20 protein-coding genes are annotated in these 17,814 nt (G+C 63.5%); 11 read left to right on the top strand and 9 right to left on the bottom strand.

Translation table 11 applies throughout. The features are described from left to right. Positions 1-240 precede the first annotated feature (240 nt). On the top strand, positions 241-2,532 hold the full coding sequence (gene metE / locus V3314_RS25990; RefSeq protein ID WP_108479961.1) for a 5-methyltetrahydropteroyltriglutamate--homocysteine S-methyltransferase: 2,292 nt from the start codon (positions 241-243) through the stop codon (positions 2,530-2,532). A 136-nt stretch (positions 2,533-2,668) separates the two neighbouring features. On the opposite strand, the gene V3314_RS25985 is transcribed toward metE, so the two are convergent. Beyond that, on the bottom strand, positions 2,669-3,847 hold the full coding sequence (locus V3314_RS25985; RefSeq protein ID WP_338459804.1) for an acetyl-CoA C-acetyltransferase: 1,179 nt from the start codon (positions 3,845-3,847) through the stop codon (positions 2,669-2,671). A 176-nt stretch (positions 3,848-4,023) separates the two neighbouring features. On the opposite strand from V3314_RS25985, the gene V3314_RS25980 reads away from it, so the two are divergent. From V3314_RS25980 to V3314_RS25965, 4 genes are all read left to right on the top strand, one after another. Continuing rightward, positions 4,024-4,290 carry a PepSY domain-containing protein gene (locus V3314_RS25980; protein WP_196188711.1) on the top strand — a complete coding sequence of 89 codons (267 nt, stop codon included), beginning with the start codon at positions 4,024-4,026 and terminating at the stop codon, positions 4,288-4,290. Continuing rightward, positions 4,287-4,820 carry a cytochrome b/b6 domain-containing protein gene (locus V3314_RS25975; protein WP_046616346.1) on the top strand — a complete coding sequence of 178 codons (534 nt, stop codon included), beginning with the start codon at positions 4,287-4,289 and terminating at the stop codon, positions 4,818-4,820. Before V3314_RS25980 ends, V3314_RS25975 begins: the two co-directional genes overlap by 4 nt. A gap of 244 nt (positions 4,821-5,064) precedes the next feature. Next, the gene (gene fabV, locus V3314_RS25970; protein ID WP_046616345.1) at positions 5,065-6,276 is read left to right on the top strand and encodes an enoyl-ACP reductase FabV; all 1,212 of its coding nucleotides are present in this window, start codon (positions 5,065-5,067) and stop codon (positions 6,274-6,276) included. A gap of 167 nt (positions 6,277-6,443) precedes the next feature. Beyond that, positions 6,444-7,352, top strand: coding sequence for an alpha/beta fold hydrolase (locus V3314_RS25965; protein WP_108479870.1), 909 nt, complete (start codon positions 6,444-6,446; stop codon positions 7,350-7,352). 125 nt (positions 7,353-7,477) lie between these two features. Here the strand turns inward: V3314_RS25965 and V3314_RS25960 are convergent, their stop codons facing one another. The 4 genes from V3314_RS25960 to V3314_RS25945 are packed head-to-tail and all read right to left on the bottom strand — an operon-like array spanning position 7,478 to position 9,449. Beyond that, positions 7,478-7,819 carry a HopJ type III effector protein gene (locus tag V3314_RS25960; RefSeq protein WP_003260709.1) on the bottom strand — a complete coding sequence of 114 codons (342 nt, stop codon included), beginning with the start codon at positions 7,817-7,819 and terminating at the stop codon, positions 7,478-7,480. Continuing rightward, complete coding sequence (locus V3314_RS25955) at positions 7,812-8,108, bottom strand: DUF1244 domain-containing protein (protein ID WP_003260708.1); 297 nt, start codon at positions 8,106-8,108, stop codon at positions 7,812-7,814. The genes V3314_RS25960 and V3314_RS25955 overlap by 8 nt, the downstream gene beginning before the upstream one ends. A 9-nt stretch (positions 8,109-8,117) precedes the next feature. Continuing rightward, complete coding sequence (folM, locus tag V3314_RS25950; protein ID WP_046616343.1) at positions 8,118-8,855, bottom strand: dihydromonapterin reductase; 738 nt, start codon at positions 8,853-8,855, stop codon at positions 8,118-8,120. Positions 8,856-8,888: 33 nt separating this feature from the next. Continuing rightward, positions 8,889-9,449 carry an antibiotic biosynthesis monooxygenase gene (locus tag V3314_RS25945; RefSeq protein WP_046616342.1) on the bottom strand — a complete coding sequence of 187 codons (561 nt, stop codon included), beginning with the start codon at positions 9,447-9,449 and terminating at the stop codon, positions 8,889-8,891. Positions 9,450-9,667: 218 nt separating this feature from the next. On the opposite strand from V3314_RS25945, the gene V3314_RS25940 reads away from it, so the two are divergent. After that, positions 9,668-10,603: a MerR family transcriptional regulator gene (locus V3314_RS25940; RefSeq protein ID WP_046616341.1), complete on the top strand. Its 936-nt coding sequence runs from the start codon at positions 9,668-9,670 to the stop codon at positions 10,601-10,603. Here the strand turns inward: V3314_RS25940 and V3314_RS25935 are convergent. Together V3314_RS25935 and V3314_RS25930 are read right to left on the bottom strand one after the other, a co-directional pair. Continuing rightward, a complete protein-coding gene (locus tag V3314_RS25935) occupies positions 10,588-11,205 on the bottom strand; it encodes a hypothetical protein (RefSeq protein WP_046616340.1) in 618 nt (205 codons plus the stop codon). The genes V3314_RS25940 and V3314_RS25935 overlap by 16 nt on opposite strands. 56 nt (positions 11,206-11,261) lie before the next feature. Then, positions 11,262-11,690 carry a PAS domain S-box protein gene (locus tag V3314_RS25930; RefSeq protein ID WP_046616339.1) on the bottom strand — a complete coding sequence of 143 codons (429 nt, stop codon included), beginning with the start codon at positions 11,688-11,690 and terminating at the stop codon, positions 11,262-11,264. 128 nt (positions 11,691-11,818) lie between these two features. On the opposite strand from V3314_RS25930, the gene V3314_RS25925 reads away from it, so the two are divergent. Further along, positions 11,819-12,274: a flavodoxin gene (locus tag V3314_RS25925; RefSeq protein ID WP_338459802.1), complete on the top strand. Its 456-nt coding sequence runs from the start codon at positions 11,819-11,821 to the stop codon at positions 12,272-12,274. A gap of 127 nt (positions 12,275-12,401) precedes the next feature. Here V3314_RS25925 and V3314_RS25920 read toward each other — a convergent pair whose 3' ends face one another. Further along, entirely contained in the window at positions 12,402-13,298 is an 897-nt protein-coding gene (locus tag V3314_RS25920) for a LysR substrate-binding domain-containing protein (RefSeq protein WP_338459801.1), read from the bottom strand. Between the two features lie 97 nt (positions 13,299-13,395). On the opposite strand from V3314_RS25920, the gene V3314_RS25915 reads away from it, so the two are divergent. From V3314_RS25915 to V3314_RS25900, 4 genes are all read left to right on the top strand, one after another. Further along, positions 13,396-13,782 (top strand): CidA/LrgA family protein, encoded by a 387-nt coding sequence (locus V3314_RS25915; protein ID WP_085601167.1) that lies wholly within the window; start codon positions 13,396-13,398, stop codon positions 13,780-13,782. Then, the gene (locus V3314_RS25910) at positions 13,772-14,458 is read left to right on the top strand and encodes an LrgB family protein (protein ID WP_196183697.1); all 687 of its coding nucleotides are present in this window, start codon (positions 13,772-13,774) and stop codon (positions 14,456-14,458) included. The genes V3314_RS25915 and V3314_RS25910 overlap by 11 nt, the downstream gene beginning before the upstream one ends. A 176-nt stretch (positions 14,459-14,634) precedes the next feature. Next, positions 14,635-15,540 (top strand): alpha/beta hydrolase, encoded by a 906-nt coding sequence (locus V3314_RS25905; RefSeq protein WP_046616334.1) that lies wholly within the window; start codon positions 14,635-14,637, stop codon positions 15,538-15,540. 220 nt (positions 15,541-15,760) lie between these two features. After that, entirely contained in the window at positions 15,761-16,675 is a 915-nt protein-coding gene (locus V3314_RS25900; protein WP_046616333.1) for an SDR family oxidoreductase, read from the top strand. A gap of 251 nt (positions 16,676-16,926) precedes the next feature. Here the strand turns inward: V3314_RS25900 and V3314_RS25895 are convergent, their stop codons facing one another. Then, positions 16,927-17,709 (bottom strand): IclR family transcriptional regulator, encoded by a 783-nt coding sequence (locus tag V3314_RS25895; protein ID WP_046616332.1) that lies wholly within the window; start codon positions 17,707-17,709, stop codon positions 16,927-16,929. Between the last annotated feature and the right edge of the window lie 105 nt (positions 17,710-17,814).

Below are 17,814 nucleotides of genomic sequence, written 5' to 3'. Positions count from 1 at the left end.
CATCCGGGTTTGCCTGTGCCGGCCTCTTCGCGGGCTCGCCCGCTCCACAGGTAATGCATGAACCTTGAAGCATGTGGGAACCCTGTGGGAGCGGGCATGCCCGCGAAGGGGCCAATACAGACAGAACAATTTCACGAACATGAGGAAACCTTGAGTTCATCTCAAATTTAATGAGTTTGTCTCAAGATGCCAGCGCCCGGAAAATCCCCTCATTCATTTATGCATGCTGAGGGACAAGACATGGCACTGGCACATAACCTGGGCTTTCCACGTATCGGCCGCGACCGCGAGCTGAAAAAGGCCCAGGAAGCCTTCTGGAAGGGTGAACTCGACGAAACCGGCCTGCGCGCCGTCGGTCGCGAGCTGCGTGCCCGCCACTGGCAGGTGCAGAAAGACGCCGGCATCGAACTGCTGCCGGTCGGCGACTTCGCCTGGTACGACCAGGTGCTCACCCACTCGCTGACCTTCGGCGTGATCCCGCAGCGTTTCCGCAGCCACGACGCTGCCAGGCCAACCCTGCAAACCCTGTTCGCCATGGCCCGTGGCGCCGTGGGTGACAGCTGCTGCGGCGGCGCGCACGCCCAGGAAATGACCAAGTGGTTCGATACCAACTACCACTACCTGGTCCCAGAATTCACCGCCGACCAGCAGTTCGCCCTGAGCTGGGAGCAACTGTTCGAAGAAGTGGCAGAAGCCCAGGCCCTGGGCCACGCGGTCAAACCGGTGGTGATCGGCCCGCTGACCTACCTGTGGCTGGGCAAGGCCAAGGGTGGCGATTTCGACAAGCTGGAGCTGCTCGACCGCCTGCTGCCTCTGTATGACCAGATTCTCAACCGCCTGGCTGCCCAGGGCGTGGAATGGGTGCAGATCGATGAGCCGATCCTGGCCCTGGACCTGCCGCAGGACTGGAAGAATGCCTACGAGCGCGTCTACAACATCCTTCAGCGGGCGCCACTGAAGAAGCTGATCGCCACCTACTTCGGCGGCCTGGAAGACAACCTGGGCCTGGCCGCCAACCTGCCGGTCGATGGCCTGCACATCGACCTGATACGTGCGCCCGAGCAGTACCCGACCATCCTCGACCGCCTGCCGGCCTACAAGGTGCTGTCGCTGGGTCTGGTCAATGGCCGCAACGTCTGGCGCTGCGACCTGGAAAAGGCGTTGGAGGTACTGCGCCATGCCCATGAGCGACTGGGGGAGCGGCTGTGGGTGGCGCCATCCTGCTCGCTGCTGCACAGCCCGGTGGACCTGGACCGTGAAGACCAGCTCGATGCCGAACTGCACAGCTGGCTGGCCTTCGCCGTGCAGAAATGCCAGGAAGTGGCGCTGCTGGCCAAGGCCATCAACGCCCCGCAAGCCGACGACGTGGCCGCCGCACTGGCCCAAAGCCAGGCCGTGCAGGCCAGCCGCGCCGCTTCGCCGCGTATTCACAAACCAGCCGTGCAGGCCCGCCTGGCGGCCATCAAGCCCGCTGACAGCCAGCGTCAGTCGGCGTTTGCCCAACGTATCGTCAAGCAACGTGCGGGGCTCGACCTGCCGGCGTTCCCGACCACCACTATCGGTTCGTTCCCGCAGACCTCGGCGATTCGCCTGGCACGCCAGGCTTACAGGCAGGGCAAACTGACCGAGGCCGATTACGTCGACGCCATGCACAGCGAGATCCGCCATGCGGTGAAAATCCAGGAGGACCTGGGCCTGGATGTGCTGGTGCACGGCGAGGCCGAGCGCAACGACATGGTCGAGTACTTCGCCGAGCAGATCGATGGCTATGTGTTCACCCGCTTCGGCTGGGTGCAGAGCTATGGTTCGCGCTGCGTGAAGCCTGCGGTGATCGTTGGTGACCTGAGCCGGCCGAAGGCCATGACCGTGGAATGGATCAAGTACGCCCAGGGCCTGACCAGCAAGGTGATGAAGGGCATGCTGACCGGCCCGGTGACCATGCTGATGTGGTCGTTCCCGCGTGAGGACGTGAGCCGCGAAGTGCAGGCGCGCCAGTTGGCGCTGGCGATCCGCGACGAAGTGGTCGACCTGGAAGCGGCGGGTATCAGGATCGTGCAGATCGACGAAGCGGCTTTCCGTGAAGGCCTGCCGCTGCGCCACGGCGCCTGGGCCCATTACCTGGAGTGGGCCACCGAGGCCTTCCGCCTGTGTGCCTCGGGGGTGCGTGACGAAACCCAGATCCACACCCACATGTGCTACAGCGAGTTCAACGACGTGATCGAGTCGATCGCGGCAATGGATGCCGACGTGATCACCATCGAGACCTCGCGGTCGGACATGGAGCTGCTGGCGGCGTTCGAGCGGTTCGCCTACCCCAACGAGATCGGCCCGGGTGTGTATGACATTCACTCGCCACGGGTGCCGACCCGTGAGGAAATGGTCGAGCTGCTGCGCAAGGCTGCCCGGCGTATCCCGGCCGAGCGCCTGTGGGTCAACCCAGATTGCGGGCTGAAGACCCGTGGCTGGCCGGAGACCGAGGCAGCGTTGGTGAACATGGTCGCAGCTGCCCGTGAGCTGCGTACCACTGCCTGATTCTTCGCTGGCTGTACCGGCCTCTTCGCGGGTAAACGCGCTCCCACAGGGGCTCCATTGGATTCAGCTTCAGTGGGGTCCCTGTGGGAGCGGGTTTACCCGCGAAAGGGCCAGGCCTGTTCAATTCAATCTGTGATCAACGCTCGATTGCCAGGGCCACGCCTTGCCCGCCACCAATGCACAGAGTTGCCAGGCCCTTCCTGGCGTCCCGCTTGATCATTTCGTGCAGCAGGGTCACCAGCACCCGGCACCCGGACGCACCAATCGGGTGGCCAAGGGCAATCGCCCCGCCATTCACGTTGACTCGCGTGGCATCCCATTCCAGCGCCTTGCCCACGGCCAGGGCCTGCGCGGCAAAGGCTTCGTTGGCTTCGATCAGGTCCAGCTCGGCCAGTTGCCAGCCGGCCTTGTCCAGGCAGCGCTGGGTGGCCGAAACCGGGCCAATGCCCATGATCGCCGGGTCCACGCCGGCACTGGCATAAGCCGCGATCCTGGCCAGCACCGGCAGGCCCAGGGCCTTGGCCTTGGCTGCGCTCATCAGCAGCACGGCGGCGGCGCCATCATTCAGGCTCGAGGCGTTGCCGGCGGTGACGCTGCCATCCTTCTTGAACGCCGGGCGCAGTTTGCCCAGGGATTCGGCGGTGGTATCCGGGCGTGGCTGCTCGTCCCGCGCGAACACCTTGGGTTCTCCCTTTTTCTGCGGCAGCACGATCGGGGTGATTTCGTCATCGAAGCGGCCGGCCTCGATCGCCGCTACCGCCTTGCGCTGCGATTCGGCGGCAAAGGCATCCTGCTGCTCACGGCTGAGGCCGTACTGGTCCACCAAGTTTTCGGCAGTGATACCCATGTGGTATTCGTTGAAGGCATCCCACAGGCCGTCGGTGATCATGCTGTCGATCAACTGGCCATGGCCCATGCGCTGGCCGGTGCGGGCCGACGGCATCACGTAGGGGGCAAGGCTCATGTTCTCCTGGCCGCCGGCGATGACTACCTCGGCGTCACCGCAGCGGATGGCCTGAGCGGCCAGGTGCAGTGCCTTCAGGCCCGAGCCGCAAACCTTGTTCAGGGTCATTGCCGGTACGCTGAAGGGCAGGCCGGCCTTGATCGCGGCCTGGCGTGCCGGGTTCTGCCCGGCACCGGCGGTAAGCACCTGGCCGAGGATGACTTCGTCGACCTGCGCCGGGGCCAGCCCGGTCTGCTCCAGCAGGCGCTTGATCACGGCGGCACCCAGGTCTACCGCAGGCACAGTGGCCAAGGCGCCCTGGAAGCTGCCGATGGCGGTACGGGTTGCGGCGACGATGACGACGTCGTTCATGTTGTTGTTCTCCGTGCGATGGGCGTAATGCCTCAAGCATCGATGGCTTTGGCTCATTTGTTAAGTTTGTTTTTCTTTGCGATTGATGTGCAAATCAAATGAATGAGCGCAAAGAGGCCTGCAGATCTATGCTTAGGGATGCGCTTTTACACTCATCTGAATGGAGTTCATGTCCCATGCGTACATTGATCGCCATGACCCTCCTGATTGGCAGCAGCACTGTGTTTGCCGCCACCGAATGCACCACCGCTGATAAAAGCACCTGGCAGGACCAGGCAAAATTCCAGACGCAGCTCAAGGAACAGGGCTACAAGATCAACAAGTTCAAGGTCACCAAGGGTAACTGCTACGAGATCTACGGCTTCGACAAGGATGGCAGGAAGGTCGAGATCTACCATGACCCAGTGACGGGCAAGGCAGTCAAGACCGAGTACCACGATTGAACAGCGAAGGCACGGTACAGCTGTGGGACCCCCTGCTGCGGCTGTGCCATTGGTCGATTGCCGTGGTGTTCTTCGCCAACTACTTCTTCAACGAAGAAGGTGAAGACTGGCACCAGTGGCTGGGTTACTACGCACTGGCCGTTGTGGTGGTGCGTGTGATCTGGGGCTTTGTCGGGCCACGCAGCGCGCGTTGGGCCGACTTCTGGCCAACCCCGGCAAGCCTGATCGGGCATGCCCGGGCGCTGCTGCATGGGGAGCTTGACCATCACATGGGGCATTCGCCGATTGGCGCCCTGGTGATGGTGCTGATGCTGACCTGCATCGCCGGCCTGGGCCTTACCGGGTGGGCGTCGCAGGAGGTGGACGCGCTGTTTGGTGTCGACTGGCCGATGGACCTGCACAGCTGGCTGGCCAACGCGCTGCTGGTGCTGGTTTGCGTGCATGTGCTGGCGGCCATTTACGAGAGTGTGCGCATGCGGGAAAACCTGCCGTGGTCGATGCTCACCGGGCGCCGCCGAAACCGCGATTGACTGTACCGGCCTCTTCGCGGGTAAACCCGCTCCACAGGTACTGTGCAAGCCCTGAGTTATGCACGGTCCATGTGGGAGCGGGTTTACCCGCGAAGGGGCCGGTACAGGCTAACCACCGTTTTGCATCCCAATGATCACCCCGTAATATGTGTCGGATAACCTGCGGGGGTAGTCTCACCCTCTGATCAACCGGAATCGCCCATGGCGGCGCTTCCCCCGGCATAAACCTGACGAGGTACAGACATTGGCCATCATTCATCCTAAGGTCCGCGGTTTCATCTGCACCACGACTCACCCGAAGGGCTGCGAGCTCAACGTCCGTGACCAGATCGAAGCCACCCGCAAGCTGGGCGTGCGCGAGGATGGCCCGAAGAAGGTCCTGGTCATCGGTGCTTCCAGCGGCTACGGCCTGGCAGCCCGCATCACCGCGGCGTTCGGCTTCAAGGCCGACACCCTGGGCGTGTTCTTCGAAAAGCCAGGCACCGAGACCAAGGCCGGCACCGCTGGCTGGTACAACGCTGCAGCCTTCGACAAGTTCGCCAAGGCCGAGGGCCTGTACAGCAAGTCGATCAATGGTGACGCTTTCTCCGATGAAGCCCGTGCCAAGGTCATCGAGCTGATCAAGAACGAAATGGGCGGCAAGGTCGACCTGGTCATCTACTCGCTGGCCTCGCCGGTGCGCAAGCTGCCGCAGACCGGTGAACTGGTGCGTTCGGCCCTGAAGCCGATCGGCCAGCCGTACAAGTCGACCGCCATCGATACCAACAAGGACACCATCATCGAGGCCAGCATCGAGCCGGCTACCGAGCAGGAAATCGCCGACACCGTCACCGTCATGGGGGGCCAGGACTGGCAGCTGTGGATCGACGCCCTGGCTGGCGCCAACGTGCTGGCCGAAGGCGCCCGCACCGTGGCCTTCAGCTACATCGGCAGCGACATCACCTGGCCGATCTACTGGCACGGTGCACTGGGCCAGGCCAAGCAGGACCTGGACGAAACCGCCCTGCGCCTGGACAAGAAACTGGCCGGTGAAGTCAAGGGCGGCGCCAACGTGGCGGTGCTGAAGTCGGTGGTTACCCAGGCCAGCTCGGCCATCCCGGTGATGCCGCTGTACCTGTCCATGGTGTTCAAGATCATGCAGGAGAAGGGTGTTCACGAAGGCACCCAGGACCAGCTGGACCGCATGTACCGCGACCGCATGTACCGTGCCGACGGCGCGCCGGCCGAGGTCGACGAGAAGGGCCGCCTGCGCCTGGACGACTGGGAACTGCGTGATGACGTGCAGGGCGCCTGCAAGGCGCTGTGGCCACAGGTGACCACCGAGAACCTGTTCGAGCTGACCGACTATGCCGGCTACAAGAAGCAGTTCCTCAACCTGTTCGGTTTCGAGCGCGCTGACGTCAACTACGACGAAGACGTGGCTACCGATGTGAAGTTCGACTGCGTCGAGCTGTAATCGCTGTCGGCCTGTACCGGCCCTTTCGCGGGCTTGCCCGCTCCCACAGGGATCTCAACACGCCTGAAGGCAGTGGGGAACCTGTGGGAGCGGGCAAGCCCGCGAAGAGGCCGGTACAGCCCGGGAATTTTTTGCTAGCTTTGGCGCACAACGACAGGGAATGTGCCATGAGCAGCCTCACCCAGCCCGCCACTGCCTTTCGCCACACCGCAGCCGACGGTTACAACCTCGGCGGCTTCCGCTGGCGCCACGCCCGACCTGACCCCCAGCGCCCGCTGGTGATCATCAATGCTGCCACCTCGGTACGCTGCCGCTACTACTCGCGTTTCGCCGACTACCTGTTCGCCCAAGGGTGCGATGTACTGACCTACGACTACCGTGGCATCGGCGAATCCCGCCCGGCCTCGCTGCGTGGCTTCCAGGCATCCTGGAGCGACTGGGGCCGGCTGGATTTCGAAGCCATGCTGGTGCATGCCGCAGAACATTTCCCCGGCCAGCCGGTGGATGTGGTAGGGCATAGTTTTGGCGGCTGCGCAGTGGGGTTGGCACCGTCGGCGAGCAAGGTACGCCGGGTGGTGATGGTTGGCGCGCAATTCGCCTACTGGCGCGATTACGCGGCTGACCAGCGCTGGCAATTGTTTGGCAAGTGGCATGTGATAATGCCGCTGCTCACCCGGGTGTTCGGTTATTTTCCCGGCAAGCGCCTGGGTTGGCTGGAGGACACGCCATCTGGCGTGGTGCATGACTGGGCCACTCGTACCCCGCGCTATGAGCACCGACCCAGCGGGCGTGCACTGGAGGCACTACCGTTCGCCCAGGTGCGGGCGGCGACGTTGGCCATCAGCCTGACCGATGACCCCTTTGGTACCGTGGCGGCGACCGAGCGTTTGCTGGGTTATCTGCAGGGCGCCGAGCGCCAGCACCTGCGCATTGCGCCTGTGGATATCTCGGTCGATGAAATTGGCCATTTCGCGTTCTTCCATGACCGCTTTCGCGAAAGTTTGTGGCCGGTGGCCTTGCAGTGGTTGCAGCAGGGTGGGTTAGCGGGTGAGGTCCCAGGAAGGATCATGGGTTGATGCTGTCTGCACCGGCCTCATCGCCGGCACGCCAGCTCCCACAGGGGGATGATCAGTTTGAAGGCAGCGGGGCACCTGTGGGAGCTGGCTTGCCGGCGAAAGGGCCGCGGAGCGGCCCCAAAATCTCAAGCCTTGCGCGCAAGCGGCAGCTCGGCAAACTTCACACCCGCCAGCCCATGCTTGATCAGCGCGCGGATATTGCCATGGTCGCTGCCCTCGGGCGTGGCCACCACGTCACGGTAGTGCTCGCCAAAGGCCAACAGCGCTTCCTGGTCGCTCAGCCCTTCCAGCAGCGCCAGGCCCAGGGTCTTGCACGAACCTTCGTTCTGCCCGGCCGCATTCGCCACGCCGCCATTGTCGAAGGCCTGTGGCTGGTAGCTGTAGTTGTCGGCAATGAACGCCAGGGTGTCGGCAAATACGTGTTGGCCGCTGGCCAGGCTGGCGCGCAGGGTGTTCAGGTCAGTCACGGGGTTTTCCTTTTTCGAACGCCGCTTGTTGGTCGGCGCTGGCTTCTTTCTGGTATTGGGCTTTCCACTCGGCGTAGGGCATGCCGTACACCGCTTCGCGGGCGTCATCCAGGCTCAGGTCGAGCTGGCGCTCGTCAGCCGCGGCCTTGTACCACTTGGACAGGCAGTTGCGGCAGAAGCCGGACAGGTTCATCAGGTCGATGTTCTGCACGTCGGTGCGCTTCTGCAGGTGTTCGACCAGGCGCCGGAACGCGGCGGCCTCGAGTTCGAGCTGTTGCTGTGGGGTCATGGGCTTCTCTCAGGTCATGCGGTTCTTCAGGTGGCGGCCACCGTTGATGACCACCTGGCTGCCGGTGCTGTACTGGCTGGCGAGCAGGTACTTGACCGTCTCGATCAGCGGGCCGGCGCCGGGTTCGAACTCCAGCAGGGCCTTTTTCAGCGTCTGCTGGCGGTAGGTTTCGTCACCCCCTTCCTTGAGGATAAGCAGCCCCGGCAGGATACCGTTCACATGCACCTTGGGCGCATATTTTTCGGCGAACGACAGCACCATGTTCTGCAACGCGGCCTTGGTCGCGGCGTAGCCGATGTGGCTTTTGCTGCCGCGTGAAGAGGTTTCGTCGCAAATGTGGATGATGTCGGCCTTTTCCACCTTGGCCAGCAGGTCGCCCAGGGCCAGGTTGAGGTGGTAGGGCGCTTCGACGTGCAGGCGGAACATGGTCTCGAGGTTGTCGAGGCCATCGTCGAGCCACAGCGAGGCGTTATGGATGATTGCGCGCAGGCCGTCGTAGTGGTTGTGCAGGTAGTCGATCAGGGCCTGGCGGTCGGCTGCCTGGCACAGGTCGGCCTGGAACTGCACGATATTCGGGTGGGCCGCCTGTGGCTGGACGCTGCGGCTGGCACTTACCACCGTATGGCCGGCCTGTGCCAGTTCAAGGGCCAGGGCCAGCCCGACGCGCTGGCTGGCTCCGGTAACGAGAATGGGGCTGTTCATGTTCGGGGCGGTCAACTTGTCTGTCCTTTGGTTGCCGCCCAGCATACCCGAACTGTCTACCGCTTGTATGGCCTGGCCTCAGCGGCTGCGCAGGGCGCCAGCAGGGGCCGGTGATGCATGCAACCAGCCGGCCAGCAGGCGGGTGGAAAGGGGGATGAACAGATAGACCATCACCGGCGTCAGGCCCAGGGTGCTGAGCAGTACACGGGGCACCAGATCCAGCGCTGCCAGCCAGTGGCCGAACACTAGGTTGAACATCAATGAGACCGGGAAAAATGCCAGCCATATGGCCACGGCTTGCTTCCAGCGCGGGGGTTTTTGCACCATGTTGGTGCCGAACCAGTGGTCGATGCCGCTAACGCGCGCTTCTTTGGGGCGTTCGAACAGGCCGGTGCCACGCTGCAACCAGGCCCGGCGCGAGGCGGAATGCTCCCAGGCATGCAGGGTTGGCTCGTCGCTGAAACGGAAGATTATCTGGAATTCGTCGCTGTCGCGGGGCGGCGCGAGGATGCCCGAGCCAAGGTAGCCGGGGAAGTCGGTGGCCAGCTGTTCGCCTTCATGCAGCCAGGCCAGCAGGTCCTGGTAGCGGCCATGGGCGGCGCGGCGCGACACCATCAGGGTGACGGGTGGGGTAGACATCGTGTATCTCCTGGCAACGGGGCTGGCGGGTAGCCGGCCCCTTTGGCTGTGCGGCCCGGGGTGGTGGGCGACGCAGGCGTGCATGCAAGAATCGGGCGCGGATTATCGCCCATGCATGATCTTCGGCAACTGTCAGCCGGCAAACGGTTGCGGCCCAGCGTTTGGTATTGCCGTAGTAGACTAGTGTTCAACTTGGGAACACAGGGTACCCCGTGCAGATGAACGAACAGGGACTGAATCCGTTAATCGATGCGGGCCTGGCGCAGCAGGACCTGTTTCCAATCCGTGAGGTTTCCCGCCTGACTGGCGTCAATGCTGTGACCTTGCGCGCCTGGGAGCGCCGCCATGGCCTGATCCAGCCAACCCGCACCGACAGTGGCCACCGCTTGTATTCCCAAGCCGACATCGATGACATCCGTCGCATCCTTGGCTGGCTGGAGCGCGGCGTGGCGGTAAGCAAGGTTGCCAGCATCCTCGCGCGTGATCATGCCGTTGCCGGGCAGGCAGGTGGCGCGACGGGCGCCTGGGCGCGCTGGCAGCAGCAGATTCGTCAGGCGCTGCAACGTTTTGACCTGTCCGGCCTGGACCGCCTGTTCGATGAGGTGTTTGCCGCCTGCACCCTGGACCAGGTATTCAGTGAAGTGTTCATGCCGGTGTGGCATGACCTGGCGGCTGGGCAGGGCGGCTACGGGCAGACCAGCGAGTGGCTGTTTTTTGATCAGTTCCTGCGTGGCAGGGTGTCCGCCCGCTTGCAACTTGCCCGTGCACCGCGCAGCCGCATGGTGCTGTTGGCGCCATTGCCGGGGCAGTGCCACGAGTTGGATTTGCTGGTGACCAGCCTGACCTTGGGCAGCGATGAAGTTGGCGTGACGCCATTGGCGAGCGGGCAGCCGCTGGCAGAACTGGCACTGGTCTGCGAGCGCCTGAAACCGGATGCCATGGTGCTGTTCTCCCATCAGCCGCCCACGTCGGAACTCACCCGGCGCCTGACGCGCCTGGTGGCAGGGCTGGAATGCCCTTTATTACTGGCTGGTGAAGCGGCGGAACTGGCACAGGACAGCCTGGCAGGCAGCCCGATCGCCTGCCTGGGGGCGCAAAGTAGCGTGATGCGCCAGCGTTTGCGGCAGTTTCTGGCCGGTCAGCTAGATACCTGAGTGTGAAGCTCGGGGTGGGCCCGGCGGTGGGCCTGGAGGATGTAGTCGCGCAGGCGTTCGATCTCTTCGGCCGGGCTTTGGCTGAGGTCGTAGGCGGCCAGGTCCGGGCCGATGCGCCGGCCAAGCACGCCATGAAGTTCGATGGGTGGGATGCCGCCAGGGGCGAAGCGCAGGTCGAAGCGGGCTGGTGCCGCTGGCAGGCCACGAACTTCCAGCAATGTACCCTTGAACGAAATATCGCGAACCCACAGGCCACTTTCCTGCCCATGGGCATCGAGCAGTGCGCTCGGTTGCTCCATCGACAGGCGCCAGGGGCGCAGCATTGGGCCGTCCTCGTAGATTTCCGGTGAGCCCAGTTGCAGGTGCAGGGCATGGAACTCGTCTTCCACCAGTTGCAGCGGGAAGCTGATCTGCTGGTTGTTGAACTGGGCCTGCAGGGTTACCTGCTCGTTGGCCACCAAGCGGGTGAGCAAGCTCTGGATGCGTCGGTCGCCATTGACCAGCAGGCTCGACATGGGGTCGGCCAGGTTCAACTGTGGCGAATGCTGCATGTTCTGTATGAAATCCAGCTCGTCCTGGGTCAGGAGCGCTTCTGCTTGCATGATCGAACTCGATAGCGATTTCTTCAACGGGATTGACCGTGCGTGGCGAACTTGGTTCAGGTGCGTTCGTCGGGTTTCGGACGAACGCGCAGTTGCGCCAGTTCCCGCTCCAGTTCGACCTGGCGAGTAACGTCTTTCTGGATACCGATGAAGTAGGTGCGCTGTTCGGTGTCGTGCCTTACCGGGGTGATCGACAGTTCGTTCCAGAAAGAGCTGCCATCCTTGCGGTAGTTGCGCAGCACTTCGCGGCATGGGCGGCCTTCGGCCAGGGCCTTGCGGATGCGGGCGCGGCCAAGCTGGTCGCGGTCGTCGGCCTGCAGGAAGCGGCAATCCTGGTAGAGGATTTCGTCACGGCTGTAGCCGGTCAGGCGTTCGAAGGCTGCGTTCACGTAGATGAGGATGGTGTCGTCGCCTTCCTGTTCGGCGACCACGATGCCGTCATTGGACGCATCGACCATGGATTGCAATAGTTGCGCGTTGATCATGTTCGGGCCATTGAGCAAACAAGGGTGCGAAGCAGGGCTGAGGATGGTGACTTTGGTAGAGGCGGCCTTTTGCCAGCGCCGGATGCTAGTATCCTACGTTTTCACTCAGTTTCGGAATCCTCTCCCCGATGAAAGTCGCCATTATTTCCGGATCGGTCTATGGCACCGCCGAAGAAGTCGCCCGTCACGCTGAATCGCTGCTCAAGGCTGAGGGCCTGGAGGCCTGGCATGCGGCCCGCCCCACCTTGCAGGACCTTGAAGGTTTTGGCCCTGACGCCTTGCTGGCCGTGACCTCGACCACTGGCATGGGCGAACTGCCGGACAACCTCATGCCGTTGTACAGCAGCATTCGCGATACCCTGCCTGCGGCCTGGCGTGGCCTGCCGGGTGCAGTGATTGCGCTGGGTGACAGCAGTTATGGCGATACCTATTGCGGTGGTGGCGAGCAGATGCGCGAACTGTTTTCCGAACTGGGCGTGCGCGAAGTGCAGCCGATGTTGCGCCTGGATGCCAGCGAGACGGTGACTCCGGAGGCGGATGCAGAGCCTTGGTTGGCTGAGTTGGTGAGTACCCTTAAAGCCTGACGGGTATTTTTCGCCTGTACCGGCCGCTTCGCGGGTGAACCCGCTCCCACAGCTACTGCACAGATTTCAGAGGCTGTGGTGTTCCTGTGGGAGCGGGTTTACCCGCGAAGAGGCCGACAAGGGCAACTCATCCCTTGCTGCCGAGCTCCGGCCACTCGCTCACCAACGCCAACCACGCCTGCGCTGCCCGCGACAGATACGCCCCGCGCCGCCAGATGAACGCGATATCCCAACGCAAATCCCTCGGCGAGCGCAGCGGCAAGCGCACCACACCGGGGCGCTCCAGCGCTTTCGCCACCACACGGGGCAGCAGCACCACGCCCTGGCCCGCCGCCGCCAGCGCCGCGAGAAAGTCCGCCTGGCCACTGCGACCGCCTTCCTTGGGGGTAAAGCCCTGCTGCTGGCACGCCTTCAGCAATCGGTCATTGAGTACGAAGCTGCGCTGGTAAAGCAGGAACGGCGTATCCGCCAGCTGTTGCAGGTCCACCCCGGCCTGGCCCGCCAGCGCGTGGCCTGCAGGCAACAGGGCATCCAGTGGTTCGTTGCAGAACGGCTGGTAGTCGAACGCCTCGTCACTGGGCGTCAGGCTTCCTCCCAGTTCCAGTTCGCCATTCTTGACTGCCTGTTCGATGCTGCGGCTTCCGCCTTCGAGCAACTGGACCGCGATGTTCGGGTGACGCCGCCGATACTCGGCGAACAAGCTAGCGAACAGCGCGTCGCTCCCCAGCATCGGCAAGCCCAGGCGCAGTTCACCGCGGCCCATCTGGCTGAGGTCGTCCAGTTCGTTGAGCAGCGCCTGACGTTGGCGCAGCAAGGCTTCGCCACGCTCCAGCACGATGCGCCCGGCAGCGGTCAGGTGCAGCTGCGAGGCCTGGCGCTCCAGCAGCGGCTGGCCCACATCTTGCTCGAGCTGGGCCACCTGTTTGCTCACCGCCGACTGGCTGATGTGCAGGGTCTGCGCCGCTTGGGTAAAGCCGCCGCGGTGGACCACTTCGATAAAGCTGCGCAATTGTTTGAATTCCATTGATCGCAATTCCATTCTGGAATGGCATTCAGTCTAACAATTCGCTTCTGGCCTAGGCAGTCAAATCTTAAAATGAGAGCCTGTCGAGGACTCCCCCATGAAACCCGCGTTGTTGAAAAAATCCCTGCGCCTGCTCGCCGAGCTGGCGATCCTCTGTGCACTGTTCCTGCTCGGTGGCCAGCTTGCCAGTTGGCTGGGCTGGCCGATTCCCGGCGGGGTGATGGGCCTGGCATTGCTGCTGTTGCTGTTTGCCTCGGGTGTGCTCAAGCCCGCCATGCTGCAACTGGGCGCCGGCTGGCTGATGGCCGAGATGCTGCTGTTCTTCATCCCGGCGCTGATGAGCCTGCTCGATTACGGCGCCCTGATCCGTGACGAGGGCTGGCGCATCCTGCTGGTGATCGCCGTGAGCACCCTGATGGTAATGGTGGTGACCGCGTTGACCGTGGAGCTGGTGTGCCGCTGGAGGTTGCGCCATGAGCCTTGAGCCCATGCCGCTGTTCTGGCTGACCCTGACCTTGCTGGCTTATCTGGGCAGCCGCTGGCTGTACCGGCGTAGCGGGCGCTACCTGCTTTCGCCGCTGATCCTGGTGCCGGTACTGTTGCTGGCGGTAGCAGTGCCGCTGCACACCGCTTATGCCGAATACGCCCGCAACACTCACTGGCTGATGAGTGTGCTTGGCCCGGTGACCGTGGCTTTTGCGGTGCCGATCTGGCAGCAACGGGCCATGCTGGCGCGCCACTGGCCGGCACTGATGGTAGGCATGGTCGCCGGCAGCAGCGCTTCGATCGCCAGCTCCTGGGGGTTGGCTCATATGTTGGCGCTGGACAGCGCGACCACCCTGTCGCTGGTGCCGCGTTCGATCACCACGCCCTTTGCCATGCCATTGGCCCATGACCTGGGTGGCGTACCGGAGCTCACGGCGGTGTTCGTGATGTTCACCGGCGTGCTGGGCGCCATGTTCGGCGGCGTGCTGCTGCGTTGGTTGCCGCTGCGCACGCCGCTGGCGCGGGGCGCGCTGTTCGGTGTCGGCGCCCATGGTGCCGGTGTCAGCCGGGCGCAGGAGGTAGGCCGCGAGGAAGGCTCGGTGGCCGGCCTGGTCATGGTCCTGACCGGGTTGTTGAACCTGTTCGCGGCACCGCTGCTGGCCATGCTGCTCTGACCGTTCGTGCCACTGACTCGCCAAGTCATCAAGCTGGCTGGCAACGCAAGTTCCAGCCCATGGGCTGCTGGCTAGACTCTGCCTCGACATAGAGAGCACATGTAAGTGCCGAGGTGACATGCAATGACCGCAGCCTTGCTCTATTCCACCAACACCACCTCACCGGGACCGTTCTGATGCCCATGGCCGAAATTCCATTGTGCGTCTGGCGTACCCGGGGACAGAGTTTCAGCTTCCGGGGCCAGAGCATCCGCTACTGGACCGCAGGGCAAGGAGAGCCCCTGCTTCTGTTGCACGGCTTCCCCACTGCCAGCTGGGATTGGCGCTACCTGTGGGGGCCATTGGCCCAGCGCTTCCGGTTGATCGCCTGCGACATGCTGGGGTTTGGTGATTCGGCCAAACCGGTCGATCACCTGTACAGCCTGATGGAGCAGGCCGACCTGCAGCAGGCCTTGCTCGCCGAGCTGAAAGTCGACCAGCCCGTGCATCTGCTGGCCCATGACTACGGCGGCAGTGTGGCGCAGGAACTGCTGGCGCGGCATCATGAACAGCGCGCCAACATCGCCAGCTGCGTGTTCCTCAACAGTGGGTTGTTCCCCGAAAGCTGCCGCATGCTGCTGATCCAGAAGTTGCTGCTCAGCCGTCTGGGCTGGCTGGTAGGGCGTTCGTTCGGGCGTGACGACCTGGTGCGCAGCGTGATCCAGGTCTACGGCTCTTGCACCCAACCCAGTGAAAGCGTGCTGGATGACTTCTGGAGTTTGATCGCCGCCAACCGTGGCACGCGCATCCTGCACAAACTGGTGGGGTACATGCCGGAGCGCAGGTTGCACCGCGAACGCTGGGTTGGCGCGATGCAGCACGAAGGCGTGCCGCTGCGCTTCATCAATGGCGTGGTCGACCCGCTGTCCGGCGCGCACATGGTGGAGCGCTACCGGCAACTGGTGCCGGAGCCGGACACCGTGCAGTTGCAGGGCATCGGCCATTACCCGCATACCGAAGCGCCGGTGCAGGTGCTGCGCCATTATCTGGCCTTTCGTGAACAACCGCTGAGCTGCTTCCAGAAGAAAGTGGCGTGGTCCTGACAGGGCCCCATCGCCGGCAAGCCGGCTCCCACAGGTACAGCGCAGGCCTGGAGGTCGGCGCGGTTGGTGTGGGAGCTGGCTTGCCGGCGATGGGCCGCACAGCGGCCCCATAACCATCCTGCTGCGTTATTGCCAGGCATTCAGCCTGCGTGAGCTTGATTGCCCGCCCGCCGCTGGCGGCGGACACTCGGCTGATCTGAACCTGCCTGGAGCCATGAGCATGAGCGAGCCTGTCCGTCTGCAAGATCGCGTGGTGATCGTCACCGGAGCCGGGGGCGGCCTGGGCCGTGCCCATGCGCTGCTGTTCGCTGCGCGGGGTGCGCGGGTGGTGGTCAACGACCTCGGCGGCTCCACCCACGGGGAAGGTGCCAGCGCCTCCGCCGCCGACCGAGTGGTAGCAGAGATCCGCGCCGCTGGTGGCAGTGCCATTGCCAACCATGACTCGGTCAGCCACGGCGCGCGTATTGTCGAACAGGCCCTGGACAGCTTCGGCCGGGTCGATGTGCTGGTGAACAATGCCGGCATCCTGCGTGACAAGACGTTTCACAAGATGGAAGACAGCGACTGGGAGCAGGTGTATCAGGTGCATGTCGAGGGGGCCTACAAGGTCACCCGCGCTGCCTGGCCGCACCTGCGCGAGCAAAACTGGGGGCGTGTGATCTTCACCGCGTCCACGTCCGGTATCTACGGCAACTTCGGGCAGGCCAATTACGGTATGGCCAAGCTCGGCCTGTATGGGCTGACTCGTACCTTGGCGATCGAAGGACGCAAGCACGGTATCCTGGTCAACGCCATCGCCCCGACGGGAGGCACCCGCATGACCGAAGGCCTGATCCCGCCTCAGGTATTCGAGCGGCTCAAGCCAGAGCTGGTCAGCCCGCTGGTGGTGTACCTGGGCAGCGAGCAGTGCCAGGGCAGCGGTGAGCTGTTCGAAGTGGGCGGCGGCTGGGTGGGCAAGGTACGGTGGGAGCGTAGCCTGGGGGTAGGCTTCGATCCGCGTGAAGGCTTCACCCCGGAACAGGTGGCAGAGAACTGGGCACGGATTGGCGATTTCGACGGGGCAGTGCACCCGCAGGACAGCTTGCAGGCGTTGCAGCAGATGATGGCGAACTTGCAGAAGTATCCGCTGGGCTGAAACTTGTCTGCCGGCACGGGCGAAGAGTTTTTCAGGGCAGATAAAAAAGGCCGCTGCAAGCCGCAGCGGCCAATCGAGACGTCAGATCAAGGAGCTTCAAAATCTACGTCGGTGAACCTCGCAGGCCTGAAAGGCGGGGGGGAGAGCCCTTCATGCCGGCCAGTGAGTTAAGAATAAGCGCCTGATCCTGTAGGAAAAATAGCCGCTTATGACATTCACCTTTACGTATCGGGCAATAGTGCCGCAGGCGCTCAGCCGGCGGGCGTATAGCCCATGCGCCAGCTGGTTTCCCGCGCTGCCGCCAGCAGCCGTTGCGCCGCCGGGCCATGCTCGTCGGCATGGAAGATCGACGTCGGCCCGACCACGGTCATCACCGCGGCGATCTGCCCCATGGCATTGAACACTGGGGCTGACAACGCATCCACGCCCGGCATCAACAGCCCGTGCACATGGTGCAGGCCACGTTCGCGAATGCCCTCCAGTACCGCCTGGTAGTCGGCGGCGCTGTGCTGCAGGGCGGCCAGTTCCCGGTCACGCAACTCCACGGTCTCGCGCTCGGGCAGGTAGGCGGCGAACACCAGCCCGGTGGACGACGTGAGCAGCGGCAGTACCGAGCCTATCTGCGTTACCACGGTGACCGCGCGCACCGCCGGCTCGATGCTGACCACTGTCGCGCCCTGGTTGCCCCATACGGCAACGAAGCAGCTCTCGTTCAGTTCATCGCGCAGCTGCGACAACGGCAACGCGGCAATCTTCAGTACATCGATGCTGCCCAGCGCCGCCAGCCCCACCCGCAGTGCCTCCCGCCCAAGGCCGTAATGGTTGGTGGCCGCATCCTGCTCGGCAAAACCGCTGGCGATCAGTGCCTGAAGGTAACGGTGCACCTTGCTCGCCGGCATCTGCACATGTTCCGCCAGGCGTGACAGGGAAGTGGACGGGGAGAGTTCGGCAAGGGCCTTGAGGATGTCGGTGCCGACCTCCGCCGAGCGGACTTTCTGCTTGCCGTTGTCGGCGGGGGAGCTGGCTTTGGCCATGGACATCTTCTTCCGGATTCGTCGAGTCGCGCCTTTATAGCTTGACGCATTGCCCGTAGCAAATTACGTTATTCGTAATCTGATTACGATAAAAACAATGCAGAC

Origin of the sequence: Pseudomonas sp. TE3-3-F2023 (genome assembly GCF_036784815.1) — a bacterium.
Taxonomy (GTDB): domain Bacteria; phylum Pseudomonadota; class Gammaproteobacteria; order Pseudomonadales; family Pseudomonadaceae; genus Aquipseudomonas; species Aquipseudomonas pudica.
The sequence above is the reverse complement of the archived record's forward strand: the minus strand, read 5'-3'. Positions and strand labels throughout refer to the sequence as shown.

Coding starts and splice junctions, on each gene's coding strand:
- metE (WP_108479961.1), top strand. CDS start 241: ATGGCACTGGCACATAACCTGGGCTTTCCACGTATCGGCCGCGACCGC.
- V3314_RS25985 (WP_338459804.1), bottom strand. CDS start 3,847: ATGAACGACGTCGTCATCGTCGCCGCAACCCGTACCGCCATCGGCAGC.
- V3314_RS25980 (WP_196188711.1), top strand. CDS start 4,024: ATGCGTACATTGATCGCCATGACCCTCCTGATTGGCAGCAGCACTGTG.
- V3314_RS25965 (WP_108479870.1), top strand. CDS start 6,444: ATGAGCAGCCTCACCCAGCCCGCCACTGCCTTTCGCCACACCGCAGCC.
- V3314_RS25955 (WP_003260708.1), bottom strand. CDS start 8,108: ATGACCCCACAGCAACAGCTCGAACTCGAGGCCGCCGCGTTCCGGCGC.
- folM (WP_046616343.1), bottom strand. CDS start 8,855: ATGCTGGGCGGCAACCAAAGGACAGACAAGTTGACCGCCCCGAACATG.
- V3314_RS25945 (WP_046616342.1), bottom strand. CDS start 9,449: ATGTCTACCCCACCCGTCACCCTGATGGTGTCGCGCCGCGCCGCCCAT.
- V3314_RS25940 (WP_046616341.1), top strand. CDS start 9,668: ATGAACGAACAGGGACTGAATCCGTTAATCGATGCGGGCCTGGCGCAG.
- V3314_RS25935 (WP_046616340.1), bottom strand. CDS start 11,205: ATGCAAGCAGAAGCGCTCCTGACCCAGGACGAGCTGGATTTCATACAG.
- V3314_RS25930 (WP_046616339.1), bottom strand. CDS start 11,690: ATGATCAACGCGCAACTATTGCAATCCATGGTCGATGCGTCCAATGAC.
- V3314_RS25925 (WP_338459802.1), top strand. CDS start 11,819: ATGAAAGTCGCCATTATTTCCGGATCGGTCTATGGCACCGCCGAAGAA.
- V3314_RS25920 (WP_338459801.1), bottom strand. CDS start 13,298: ATGGAATTCAAACAATTGCGCAGCTTTATCGAAGTGGTCCACCGCGGC.
- V3314_RS25915 (WP_085601167.1), top strand. CDS start 13,396: ATGAAACCCGCGTTGTTGAAAAAATCCCTGCGCCTGCTCGCCGAGCTG.
- V3314_RS25910 (WP_196183697.1), top strand. CDS start 13,772: ATGAGCCTTGAGCCCATGCCGCTGTTCTGGCTGACCCTGACCTTGCTG.
- V3314_RS25905 (WP_046616334.1), top strand. CDS start 14,635: ATGCCCATGGCCGAAATTCCATTGTGCGTCTGGCGTACCCGGGGACAG.
- V3314_RS25900 (WP_046616333.1), top strand. CDS start 15,761: ATGAGCGAGCCTGTCCGTCTGCAAGATCGCGTGGTGATCGTCACCGGA.
- V3314_RS25895 (WP_046616332.1), bottom strand. CDS start 17,709: ATGGCCAAAGCCAGCTCCCCCGCCGACAACGGCAAGCAGAAAGTCCGC.